Source organism: Winogradskyella pacifica (genome assembly GCF_013403915.1).
GTDB lineage: Bacteria > Bacteroidota > Bacteroidia > Flavobacteriales > Flavobacteriaceae > Winogradskyella > Winogradskyella pacifica.
Window position 1 is genome coordinate 33,020 of record NZ_JABFDI010000004.1, and the last position, 13,949, is coordinate 46,968.

The following is a 13,949-nucleotide window of genomic DNA, read 5'->3' on the forward strand; positions in this document are numbered from 1 at the left end:
TTGATTTATTAAATGAAAATTAAGTGATTTAACTAGTATATGGATTTATCTAAAATTTTAATATCAGCCTTTTTGGTTCTGTCTAATATTCTATTTAGTCAATCTGTACCACCAATAAAAGGAATAGTGATAGATGAAAACAAAGCACCGATAGAATTTGTTTCCGTAGCACTCTTAAAACAGAAAGATTCAACATTTATTAACTATACCCTTACTGATGTTAAGGGCGAATTTGTAATACTAGATACGCCAAAAGATTCGCTTTTATTACAGTTTTCGTATTTGGGTTATGTTACCCATTTTAAGCCTATTCACTATACCAACAAACCTATAGATTTAGGTGAAATCATTCTTAAAGAAGAGGCTTTTGAGTTAGATGCCGTGACGTTATCTGCTGTAATACCCATTCAAATAAAAGAAGATACGATTGCTTTTAATGCTAATTCTTTTAAAGTGAATCCTAGTGATAATCTCGAAACACTTTTAAAAAAGTTACCTGGTTTAGAAATTGAATCTAATGGAAAAGTTGTCGCTCAGGGCAACCAAGTTACAAAGATATTTGTAGATGGTAAAGAATTTTTTGGTGGAGACCCGGCCATTGTATTAAAAAACTTATCGGCAGATGCCATTGCAAAAGTTGAAATAATAGATAAAAAAAGTGATGAGGCAGAATTAACCGGAGTAGATGATGGCAACAAACAGATTGTAATCAATTTCACCTTGAAAAAATCGAGAAAGAATCAAGGTTTCGGAAAAGCGTCTGCAGGTATAGGATTAGACAGTCGTTATTTTGGGAATCTCAACTACAATAAATTTTCACCCAAAACGCAATTGGCTGTTATTGGCAAATTCAATAATATCAACATTACAGGGTCTAACATTCAAGGATTTTTAGAAAACGCAGATGGTATTGCAGATGACTCTGATGACGACACTTCTAATGCTTCTAAAACAAAAAGTTTAAGCGGTTATTTAGAAACAGGTGTTGGTGGGGTCAATGTTAGTCATGAGTTTAAAGATAAAGAATCTTTTAATGCCGACTATTTTTACAATCTATCAGATAATAGCGGAACATCATTTTCTAAACGGATTTCTTTTTCAAATACAAATAATTTTGATTTTGAAGCCGATAATGGTTTCGATAAAATTTCAAAAAACCACAACTTTAACTTCAATTATAAAAACAAATCTAGAAGTACAAACAGCCTCACCATTAAAGGACGTTTAATATCGGATGCGGTTGTTCAAAATTCAACCAGAGACGGTTTATACTTTACTGAAGATGGAGACTTAGTGACGTCCAATCGTCAGAGTTATAGTAATAATAACATTAAAAAAACATTTAACGTTAACATCAATTTCTATCAGAAATTAGCTAAGGTTGGTCGTAGTTTTAGTGTAGGATTTAATACTAATATCAACGGACAAACCAAGGATAATAAACAGACTACTTTTGTCACTAACAATATAAATACGGATACCCCTTCAGTTAGAGAGATTTTTGCTTTACGAGACGAAACCTTTAATAATGGATTGTACAATTTCAATATTAAATACACAGAACCTTTAGGTAATAATCATTATTTTAAACTTCATTCTTCTGTAAGGATCTTAAATCAAGATGAAGACATTTATCAACTTAAAACAACTGTAGCTAACGATAATGCGGAGGAGCTGATAACATTTAAGTACAATAATAGGGAAAGCAGTTACCAAAACCGATTGGGGTACAATTACAGTGTTAAAAAGCTAAATGTTTATACAGGTATTGAGCTTCAAGAGCTCGATAGATCGTTCGGTGTGGTTACTGAAGACGGTTTTAATAGTCGTCAGTTTTACGTCAACCCATTTTCAACGGTGCAATACAAGCCTCGGAACGGTGTAAAATACCGATTAGTCTATAACAAAAAAATACGTAGCCCTCGTACAGCGGAAAGCTCTACAGTTATTAATGATTTGAATCCGTTTTATATAAGGAAGGGAAATCCGAATCTTAAACCAGAAAAGACTGATGATCTCAATATCATAGCCAATATATATAATTACAAATCATCATTAAATTTTACAAGTAGAATTAGATATCAGTTTTCTACAGACGCCATTATACCAAATATTACTATTGATGACGACTTTGTAAAAACAAGAAGCTATATCAATAGTGGAGAGCGAAAACGATTTACCTCATTTTTTAATTTTAGTAAAAAAATAAAAGGATTAGGAATTCGCTATGCTATAAAGAATAGTAATTTTTATAATGTTTCAACCTCATTAATTAACCTTCAACTTAACGATGTGGAATCTAAAGATGTCTCAGTAGGATTGTCTTTAGAGAATGCTAATAAGAATGTTGTGGACTTAAAGATTGGGACTAATTACAGCGTTAATAATACGTCATTTTCTATAGAACAAGATCTTAATCGTATTTATAAAAAGCAGCATTATTTTGCGGCTGTAGATTATGATTTTATAGAGAATCTAAATTTTAATACACAATTTGATTATTTCTCTTATGCTGATAATCAATTTGCGACTAATCTGGAACTTCCTATATGGAATATGGCTATTTCCTACACATTTGGAAATAGCCATAATAGTCTTAAACTGGTCTTAATAGACTTACTTGATGAAAATGTGGATTTCGAAAGACGAAGCACCACTAATTATTTTGAAGAAACTACTTCAGAAAGTTTAGGACGCTACATTATTTTAAGTTATACCCATAGACTCGGTAGCCGAAAGCAACAGAAAGGTTAAGGGCCTTAAATAGTGTAGCGTTTAAATGTTACTGCTTTATTAACTTTAAAGTGCTACTATCACCATCCTTATTGGTTACTTGTAAAAAGTATAAACCTGAATTAATTCTAGAGATATCAATATTCTGATATTGATCCTTGAACTCTAAAGTCTTTGCACCATGTATATTATACAATACACCAGATGTTACAGGTTTATTTAGACTAAAAACACCTTTCGCTGGATTAGGAAACACTAATAGGTCTTGAAGGTTGTCTTCCACATCATCTACACCTAAACTCTCTAAATCTAAATGAAAAGTAATATCATAAACCCTAAACCTTGGAGGAAGTGCATTATCTGCATTGATGAGATCTGTAACTAAAACTTCCATAGTCTGAGCAGATTCAGTAAATGTAGTAGGAACGTTATATTCGTAATACAAGTCATCGGCATCTCTAGTACTTGTATATTCAAAACTTTGGGTTTCATCGCCAATAGTAACATCAAAATTTGCGGTATCTCCTTCACGCGATCTTATATGAAATACAATTTTTTCGCAAACTACCGATTGTTCAGCTTTTACGTTAATATTAAATCCATCACCACCACCTACAGTTCTCATTTGAATAAATGACGAATTTGCTGTGGCACCACCAATTAATTCACCATAGACATCTGATTCTTCAGGTTCAAACAACTGTACTTCGTCTACAGTATTAAGTGTAATTTTAGTGATATTAACAATCTCAAGTTCTTCAGATAATACTAAGAAATTATTTTCATCTCTTAAGTTGAACACAATTCCAGAAGCATCATCAGGTACGTTTGCCGTTATTATATTATCGTTTATAGTGACAGCTTCAGCTTCAAACCATTCTTCATTTTGTTCGTTTTTTCTATACAATAAATGACCATAACTAATTACTGCTTCACCTGAACTATTGGCTATGATTGCAGTTGCTACACCTGAATTTTCATCATAAGTTACTGCGTTAATTGCAGGTACTAGAAGTTGATTTTCTAAAGGACCATCAGGTTCTGCATAATCAGGGTTCCATGCTGGAAATCTAGCATCATTATCTGCTAAATATCCTTCCAATGTATCGATCATATCTTGTTTTAAGGTCTGATCCATCGTAGTTATAACATTTATAGTTTCCTCTACATCTACAAGATTATCTCCTCCATTATACAGTTGATATGCTTCGTAAGTATTGTCAATATAATTTTTATATAATTTGTAATTACCTCTTCGAATAGATGATTTTGATCGTTCATCAGAAGCATTAGGATAGTGCCAAAAAAGATCTGTTCTTTCGGTGGTTGCACCATTTCTTGTTTGTTCTACTATGCTATTAGTTCCTTTTAGTAAATCACTTAAATCTGCACCATCAAAATCATCAGAAAGATTGCTAGCTATAGTTGTTCCTGTTAAAGATAAAATTGTTGGAAAAAAATCTAAACCATTAACAACATTGCTATATTCAGCTACTGGAATCTCTGGCCCAGTTACTATCATCGGCACACGAATACCACCTTCTCTAGAACTTGTTTTTCCTAAATCTAAAGGGAAATTATCTGCTACAACTTCAAATCCATTAGCCGCATTATTTTGTTCTGAAGCTCCATTATCTGAAGAAAATATAATATATGTTGTTTCGAATAACGTTTTACCTGGATGTCTAGGATCGTTAGTTGCTTGTAAATAATCAACTAGCTTACCTAAACTCCAATCTACTGTTTGCACCATAGCGCCATAAAATGGATTATATTCTCCAGCAGCAGTTAAAGGTGTCGTTTCCGTTGGTATACCATTTGGACCAACATCAGCAGGATCTATTTGACCAGAATTAACTAATGTTTGCGTTATAGCCTGTAACATTGGTAGATCTCTAGTTTGAATAGGAGTATGCACCAACCAAGTAGCCATATATAAGAAAAATGGTTCACCAGATCCTCCATTAGCAGCTACTCTATTCTCCATATACGCTACAGCTTCATCTGTAACAGAATCATATGGTATTCCATCAGCATCTAAAGGGTAATTTGGATCATTCCCACCAAAATTTGAAATATCATATCTATCACCCATATTTTGGTTTACACCTCTACTTGTAAATTCAGTATCAAAGCCTTGGTCTACAGCTACAGGAAAACCATTGGCTCCATCAACATGCCATTTACCAACATGGCCTGTATGGTATCCATTTGTACTTAAAGCTTCTGCTATAGTGTACTCATTAACATCTAATCTTTTTGGAAAATAAGGGCCTATCATTTTACGATCAGCTTGTGAATTCCTTAATATAGGTAAACCACCACCAGATACTTGAGTTACTTTAGTTTTAATAGGGTGTCTGCCACTTAACATTGCTGCTCTAGATGGAGCACAGGTTGGTGCAGGAGAATAGGCTTGCGAAAACTTAACTCCAGCAGCAGCTAAAGCTTCCATCTTAGGGGTTTCCCAAGGAACAGGGTCGCCTAGGTTATTAAGATTCGTATCTTGCCAACCTAAATCATCTACGTAAAAAATAACAATATTAGGCTTGTCTATAACTTGACCATGTACTTGTGGGAATAAAAGTAAGCTGAACAAAAAAAGCAATGTAGTGTTTTTCATAATAAATTTATTTTAGGTAAAGGTAAAATTTATGAAGAAATCACTTCTGCTATAATTCACCAAAAATTTACTTAAATCGACCATTTCTTTTTATAGACCAAGTTGCTGTTGTCGTCCTATGTCATCTAACTTCTCGTATGAGTCCATTGGTTTTAGGGGATGTGGTTATAACAAAGAAGCTGCCCTTTAACATCAAAGAAATCATATCTATGATGTTATAGAGCAGCTTGTAAGTTGTTAAAAAAAGATTTATTCTTTTAATAGTTTTAGCGTTGATTTGCGACCATCGTTATGAATCACTTGTAAAAAGTATAAACCTGTTTTTAGATTTGAAATGTCTATATCTTGATACTGATTATTAAATTCGTATGCTTTTGCTCCATATAAATTATATAACACACCAGATTCAACTTCCTTTGAAAGACTGAAAGTGCCTGTTACAGGGTTAGGGAATACCTTTAGATTTTGGCTATTCGCTTCTACCTCATCAACTCCTAAGAATTCGTCGATATGAAATGTAAGATCATAAACTCTAAATCGGGGTGTTAAGCCATCGGAATTTGTAAGTGCTGTAGTTGCAATTTCTAGTTCTTGAGGTGTATTTGTAAAGGTCACCGGAATATCAAAGTCAAATTCAACGTCATCAGTATTTGATAAGCTGGTGTAATTAAAACTTTGCGTTTCACCTGCAATAGTAACATCAAAACTTACCTCATCATTTATTTGAGATCTTATGCCAAATGTAATTCTACTGCATATCACTGAAGTACCAGTTGTAGCTTTTACAAGAAATTTTGCGCCATCTCCTCCTCCTTCTGTTCGCGTTTGAAGATAACTAGCATTACCATTTATAGTCGTAGCTCCTATGAGTTCAGAATGATCTGTTCCAGGATTAAAAAGTTGAAGTACATCAGAACTATTAAGCGTAATCTGCGTTAAAGGAATGGTTGCTAATTCTTCTGATATAATTAAAAAATTATTGTCATCTATTAGCGTGAATACAATTCCAATCGCTGAATCTGGAACATCAGCAGTAATCACATTTCCATTTACGGTAGCGTCTAGTTCAAACCATTCTTCATCATTCTCTTTGTAAAGTACATAGGCTGTGCTAATGGCAGCCTGACTTGGTTCTGTTGTAACAATCGTTGTTCCAACACGCGAAGCTTGATCAAAAGTTGTTGAAACTATTGATGGTACATTATTTTGATTTTCTAATGGAGCATCAGAACCAGTGTAATCTGCATTCCGTTGTGGATATCGCGCGTTGTTAGCTAGTAAAAATGTTTCTAATTTAGTAATCAATCCATTCACAGTAGTGGCATCAACGGTGTTAATGACATTTGTTGTTTCTTCTAAATCGTGATTACTTCCATCTGTATTATACAATTGATAAAGCTCGTAAGATCCATCTAAATGATTTTTGTATAGTTTATATTCATTACTTCGAATAGCCGATTGCATTTGGTCATCTTGATTGTGTGGAAAATGCCAATACAGATCAGTTCGTTCGCTTCCACTAGCATCTTCTACGACAGTAGATTCATTTTTTAACAATGGAGATAAATCAAGACCATCTAATTTATCGGTAATACTTGCATCTGCTGTTGTATTAGTTAATGATAAAATGGTAGGGAAAAAATCTAAATGCGATACCACATTGTTGTAATTTCCAACAGCTACCTCAGGACCTGTTATAACCAGTGGAGTACGAATACCTCCTTCTTGAATATATTTTTTACCTTTATCTAACGGAAAATTATCGGTAACCATTTCTGGACCAACATTTTCCACGCCACCATTATCAGATGCGAAAATGATATACGTGGTTTCATATAATTTTTTACCTGGATGTCTTGGATCATCTGTTACCTTTAAATAATCTACAATTTTACCTAAACTCCAATCTAAAGACGCAACCATAGCTCCATAATAAGGATTGGTTTGTCCAGGTGTCGTAATATTTGCTTCAGAAGTAGGTACCGGAATGCCTAATTTTTCGCAATAGTAAGTTAATAAGGCTAAATCTCTGGTTTGTATAGGTGCGTGTACTAACCATGTCGCCATATATAAGAAAAATGGTTCAGAATTATTAAGCTCTAAGAATGCCAATGCCTCTTCTGTAACGTCATCATAAGGTCTGCCATCTTCATCAATCATAAACGGATCATCTACAGCTGCTGTTGCGTAATTAACAGTTCTATCATCCATACCATTAGCAATACCTCTTCCTGTAAAATGAGAATCAAATCCCTGATCTATTGCTTCAGGAAATCTATTGTGTTTCACTGCCATGTGCCACTTACCAACTTGGCCAGAGACATAACCTTGAGGTTTTAAAGCTTCTGCAATAGTTGTTTCTTCTAGGTGTAACCTCCCTCTATAATAAGGGTGAATCATCTTATTGCTATTATTGTTAACGTTGACTTCTGGAATCTGTCCTCCAGACACATGAGTCATTCGCGTTTGCGTGGTGTGACGACCACTCATCATTGCGCTTCGTGATGGAGCACAAGTAGGAGCAGGAGCGTAGGCTTGAGAAAAATTAGCACCTTCTGCTGCTAAACTTAACATGTTCGGAGTTTCCCATGGTACAACAGCGCCTTCGTCATTTAGTTGAGTGTCTTGCCAACCTAGATCATCTGCGTAGAAAATTATGACATTTGGTCTATCAATAATTTGAGCATATAATTGTGGTATTAAAAAGAGACTAAATAAATAAAGTAGTGTTGTGTTTTTCATCATTAAATTGTTTTTGATAAAGATAAATTTCATAGCGCGTTCATTTCTGCTATAATTACCCAAAAGGTTTCTCATATAGACCATTTGTGTGTTTAACGACTTCTTTTTGTGTTGTTTATAAATTGTCTGTGTTGTGAATTATCATTTCAATGGTTTATTTATCTAACAAAAAAAGCACCATAGTTTAACGCTATGGTGCTTTTTTTTAATTTGAAATCGTTTAATTATTTAACAGCAATTGCTTTAGTTGCAAATACTTTAGTAGTTTTTTGGTAACCACCATCCGGATAACCGATTAAGTAGTTGTTTTCGTCAATTAAGTTGAATACGTAGTGCGTTGTACCTTTAGGTAAGGTTACAGAAACATTATCATTTCTAAGATTCATAGTAATAGGAAACCAGATTTCACCAGGAATACCACCATTAGTCGTGTATATTAATTCCGCCTTTACCACCTTAGCTCCATTGTTTTTATATTTTAACCAAACATTATTTCCATCTATGCCATGTTCAACAACTGTAGGTACTTTAGATTTGTTAGGTAAAGATGCTTTACTGGTAGGGTTTAAATAAGGATATCTCGCATTTAACTTTTCTAAGCGCTCTGTTAAAAGACGGTTCATCTCTTTTGTTTTCTCCGGCATTTTTTCTGCTAGATTTTGAGATTCTTCAATATCCACACGTTTTGAATCCTTTTCATACAATTGATATAAAGCTAAATCTGTCTTTTCCTCAGTTACCGTATATTCACGTACCAGTTTAAAGCCTCCAATTCGTAAAGTCGATTGCATAGCGCTGTTTGGAAAGTGCCACATCATCGTATTTCTTGGTTCTCCGGTTTCAGGATCTAAAACGAGTTGAGCATCTGTTGGGTCTTTATCTAATAATGTAGATAAATCAGCACCGTCAAATATTTGATTCGCATCTTTTGGAGTGTCTGTCCAGCTTAATATAGTAGGGTAGAAGTCTACACCATTTACCATTACATTAGATTCTGCGTTTGGTTTAATAGTTGGGCCTGTTATAATTAATGGTACTCTTACACCACCTTCTTTAGCATTTATCTTTCCTTTATCTAAAGGATAGTTGTCTGTGATAATTTCTCCCGTATGTCTTTCCATACCACCATTATCAGAGGTGAAAATGACATAAGTGTTTTCAATTAACATATGTCCTGGCCATCTTGGATCTTCTGTTTCTTCAAGGTATGTAATAAGTTGACCTGTATAATGATCTATCATTTCTACCATAGCGGCGTAATAGGCATTTTTCTGACCGTTTTCGTCCCACATGTCATTCTTTTTAGGATACTCTAATCCTAATTTTTCATAGTATTTACGTAATAACGCTTCACTACGTGTTTGAATAGGAGTGTGTACTAAACGAGAGGCATAAAATAGAAAAAACGGGTCTTTTTTGTTCGCATCCATAAAATCAATACCATCTTGGGTAATGTCATCAAAAGGGAAACCATCTTCGTCTAAGGTAAATGGATCTGAAGCATCCGTTGTAGCAAATCCTTTTGTTCTATCGGCCATTCTTTTGTGAGCACCAAACCCATGTTTGGTAAAATCAAAACCTTGTTCTTCTGGTAAAGGTTCGTCTGTTCTTGCGATACCAACATGCCATTTTCCTGAGTGTCCTGTTTTGTAGCCATTAGATTTAAGCGATTCTGCAATGGTTACTTTTGAAGCATCTAATGCACCTCGCATCCAAGGGCTAATTAAGGTAGAGCCATGGTTAAAAGGTAATGGTGGATGACCTCCTCTTACGCTAGTTCTTTCTAAACGAACAGGATGTTGTCCTGATAGTATAGCACCTCTAGATGGAGAACACGTAGTTGCAGGCGAATAGGCTTGCCAAAATAAAACACCTTCTTTGGCTAATCTGTCAATGTTTGGCGTTTCAAAAGGCGAAGGCTCGTCAATATCGTAACATTTTACGTCTTGCCATCCCAAATCGTCTGTTAAGATTAATACGATATTTGGTTTTTTTGGACGTTCTTTATCTAACTCAACTGGTCCATTGTTGCTACATGTAGCGGATAAATTAAGTGAAAATAGAAGTGAAAATAGAATTAGTTTAGACATTGTATTTATGTAAATAATTATTAGATATAGTTTTATGTTGAACATATAAGTGGTTTAAGACTTATATTGATGAACGAAGTTAGTTTTTCTTGTTCTTTTTCTTTTTATTTTTTTTGTTCGATTTTTGTTTTTTTGCTGATTTAGAAGGCTTTCCAATTAAAAAAGGCTTTTTTTCTTCAGCTGTTGCATTTCTATCAAATAACACGGCATATTTCTGATATAAGTTATCCTCTACCGCTTCTTTCTTTAATTTGGCAAGGTGCTCATCGTAAATCTTACGCATTTTTTCAAGCTGTTTTTGGGAAGAAGGATCGGTAGCTTTGTTGGTCATTTCTAGTCGATCTTTCCCTATATGGTAAAGCTCTTCGGTTGTACTCATCTCATCATCTTCATAATTCCAAAAAATGTATTTCCAATCTTTAGACACCACTCCCATGGCTTGTATTTCGTCATTGCCCCACATATTAGTAAGTGCAACAGTTTCACGTTTAAATTTCTTTGGCTTTTCTATCAATAAACGTAAATCTTCACCATCCATATTAGCAGGAGGTTCAATGCCTGCATATCTTAAAATGGTTGGAGCCATATCGATGTTTGCTGTAATTTCTTCACGTCTCACACCTCTTTCATTGATAGGCGTTCTAGGATCGTAAATAATTAAAGGCGATTTTGAAGCTTCTTCATAAGGTAATACTTTTCCGCCCATATTATGTGCTCCACAGCTATACCCATTATCACTCGTAAATATGATAATGGTATTGTCGGCAATACCTTGCTCTTCTAACGTTTTTCTAATCATTCCCAATGCGTAATCGACACCGTGGATTAACTGATTGTAATTTTTAATGGTTTTTTGGTAACTTTCTTCAGAATCGCGCCAAAACGTATAGTCGTTATATTGTCTTCCTGTCTTGGCTTGTGGCGCTAAATGAGTTGCATTTTCGGCACCATAGTTATCTGGTTTTTTATAGGTTTTTCCTTCGTAGACATAATCAAAATATTGGTCTGGTGAAAATGGCATATGTGGTGCTTTAAAACTGATAGACATTGAAAAAGGTTTGCCTGATTCTTTTGCTTCAATAATAAAATCCTCAGCCCAAGCGGCATAAGCTCTTGTGCTATGTGGATATTTTTCAGCATATTTAGCCATATACTTGTTGTTGGCCGTTTTGTAACTTGTTTGGCCTAAACCACCTGCCCAATTATCAAAATCATCTACCGGAAGTGCATCCCAACTATTGTGTCTTGTACTGTTGCCTTCATCAGAAACAGCTAATCCAAATTTACCAGCAAACCCTGTATAGTAGCCTTGTTCTCTTAAAAGAACTGGGTAAGATTTAGCAAACTTATCCTTTCTTAAAGGGCCGTGATCAAAATTACAGCCCGCTTTATATTCGTACATACCTGTTAAAATAATGGCTCTACTCGCCATGCAAATCGCAGTGGTGTTGTAATGATTTTCAAATAAAACGCCTTCTTCTGCTAAGGCGTCCATATTTGGTGTGACTACTTGGTCGTTACCATAACAACCTGTTGCAATATTGGTTTGGTCATCTGACAAAAGGAAGATAATGTTTGGTTTGTCTTGTGCAAAACTACTTGCTGTAATTGTGCAGATGATTAATGATAGAAAAATTTTTTTCATAAACTTTTACGATTGTTTTATATGAGTAGATTGATTCTTTTGTTATTGGGATACTATTATTTTTCGAGTGATGCTATAATGATTACTATTGGATAGTTTTACAAAATAAATACCCGAATCTAAGGTGGATACATTTAATTGTATACTTGTAGTTCCATCATCCCATTTCTTTGTTATTACTTTTGTTCCTAAAGCATTTACAACGGTTATATCGTTTACATCGGTAGCTATTCTAGTTATTGTTAATTGGTCCGACGTAGGATTAGGATAAAATTTAAAATCAGATTTATTAGAGAAATTATAAGAACTGGTACTTAATGTTTCTCCGACTAAGAAAGCTCCTTCTGGTCTTACATAAGGTTCAAAATCGGGTACAGGACTAGATAGCAATCTGTCGTTAATGGCTTTCATAATTACCATTTCATCTGCCATAACATAACCTTTGCTAACAACATTATCTATGGTGGTTGCAAAAGTAACGCCAGCTTCGGCATCTACAATTTGCTTGGCAAACCTGTAAGCATCTTCTGTACCAAATATTAAGGGCTGTGAAGATACATGCCACCTTGCTCTAACTGGAAACCAAGCGTGTTTTAAAACGGTATTCCCTTCAAACATTGTCCAGGGATTTTCAAGCATGGCAGGTATGGTAAATTCTTCATAACCCCATGAATTTGGTGGTGCTCCTTGTCCTAATGGTGTAATATGTCCGCTTGTATAATCTTGATAAGTGTTAACTCCTTCAAAACTTACTATTCTGTAATCTCTATCATCGTCATCATTAAGACCATCAGAATCTACTAAAATATTCTGACCGTCTTCTTGGAAATAGGCACCGTTTGGAGAGGCAGAAATAGCAGCTCCTGGATCAGTTGCTCTAATCATGGCTACAAAATCTTCTAAATTGTCATCAGCGTTAAGTGCTGCAGTGGTATCTAGCCAATAGCCATCGGCATAATCTTTAACTTCGAGTATAAAGCCTTCAATTAAATCCTTGTATGCTGCATATTCGTCGCCGGCAAAATTGTTAGTGTAGTAATTGATCCAAGCGGCTTCAAGGTCTGCACCATCATCAATGGCTCTATCTAAGTAATTGGTAGAGATGTACAAAATTACCTTTTTACCATCATCTTTAAACTTTTGCATGACCTCAAAAATAATGTTTTGATTGGCTACACTAGGCACTAATGCTTCATGGATTTCAGTAGCGACATCCACATTACTATTCTGTCTAAGTGCGAAATAATGCGAATGAGCAAAATAAGACAAGTTTGTAATCACATGGCCTACAGCAGGCAATTCATCTAATACTTCTTGTGCACCAGCAGGATGATCATAACCATTTGCCACTACCGTATTTAAACGCTCCCCTCCAAAAACAGGAAACGTAATTCCCCATGAGCCAGACAACCATGAGGCTGGGAGAGAAGGGACGTCTACTACTTGATCTGTTGTGCCACTAATAGAGTCTATATAATACGTAGTTGCAGGAACTGATGCCGTGCCATTGGCAAAACCTAATGCAATATGTTGATAACCATTAGCATTGATAATGGCGTTAGGTATTGAAGTCCCATTAAAATTAAAGGTAAATGTTTCCCATTGTTTCCCAACGGTAAAGTTGAGCTCTATTTCACTTTCTGAACTTACCGTAGGATGAGATAAATGCACACTTATTTTTGAATTATTTGCAGTTAATGCAGCTGTTGGTATATCGATATAGGCTTTGAATGTTACAGCATATCCTGAAAAATCTGTTACAGCCTTGTATAAATCGAATTGTAAAAAAGCACTTGTGCCTTCCTCCCTATTAAATTTAGAAACGGTTGTATTTGTATTTATTCCGGTAGTATTTGGATTTGGAACATCTCTAAGAAATGTGCCTGAGCTTGTACTTTCTTGTTCAATTTTATAGGTGTTTGATTCATTTTCATACCACAGAAATTGTGCATTAGAAACCTGAACAAATGCTAGGAAAAACAAAAAAGATGTTAAAAACTTATACATGATTATAGTTGTATACTTGATTAAATAGCCATTAAATGAAACATGGTTTTCACATTTTGAAGGCTAAGTAAAAATAGCACTAGCAACTCAACTTTATTTACTCTCATTC

At 34.8% G+C, this 13,949-nt stretch carries 6 protein-coding genes; 1 reads left to right on the top strand and 5 read right to left on the bottom strand.

Annotated features, from left to right (window positions below; all coding sequences use genetic code 11):
- Window positions 1-39 precede the first annotated feature (39 nt).
- A complete protein-coding gene (locus HM984_RS04885) occupies window positions 40-2,754 on the top strand; it encodes an outer membrane beta-barrel protein (protein WP_179348335.1) in 2,715 nt (904 codons plus the stop codon).
- A 28-nt stretch (window positions 2,755-2,782) separates the two neighbouring features.
- Here HM984_RS04885 and HM984_RS04890 read toward each other — a convergent pair whose 3' ends face one another.
- The 5 genes from HM984_RS04890 to HM984_RS04910 form a co-directional block, all read right to left on the bottom strand.
- A complete protein-coding gene (locus HM984_RS04890; RefSeq protein WP_179348336.1) occupies window positions 2,783-5,356 on the bottom strand; it encodes a sulfatase-like hydrolase/transferase in 2,574 nt (857 codons plus the stop codon).
- A 249-nt stretch (window positions 5,357-5,605) separates the two neighbouring features.
- On the bottom strand, window positions 5,606-8,101 hold the full coding sequence (locus tag HM984_RS04895) for a sulfatase-like hydrolase/transferase (RefSeq protein ID WP_179348337.1): 2,496 nt from the start codon (window positions 8,099-8,101) through the stop codon (window positions 5,606-5,608).
- A 221-nt stretch (window positions 8,102-8,322) separates the two neighbouring features.
- Window positions 8,323-10,188 (bottom strand): sulfatase, encoded by a 1,866-nt coding sequence (locus HM984_RS04900; RefSeq protein WP_179348338.1) that lies wholly within the window; start codon window positions 10,186-10,188, stop codon window positions 8,323-8,325.
- 79 nt (window positions 10,189-10,267) lie between these two features.
- On the bottom strand, window positions 10,268-11,833 hold the full coding sequence (locus tag HM984_RS04905) for a sulfatase family protein (RefSeq protein WP_179348339.1): 1,566 nt from the start codon (window positions 11,831-11,833) through the stop codon (window positions 10,268-10,270).
- A 42-nt stretch (window positions 11,834-11,875) separates the two neighbouring features.
- Window positions 11,876-13,840: a T9SS type A sorting domain-containing protein gene (locus HM984_RS04910; RefSeq protein ID WP_179348340.1), complete on the bottom strand. Its 1,965-nt coding sequence runs from the start codon at window positions 13,838-13,840 to the stop codon at window positions 11,876-11,878.
- Between the last annotated feature and the right edge of the window lie 109 nt (window positions 13,841-13,949).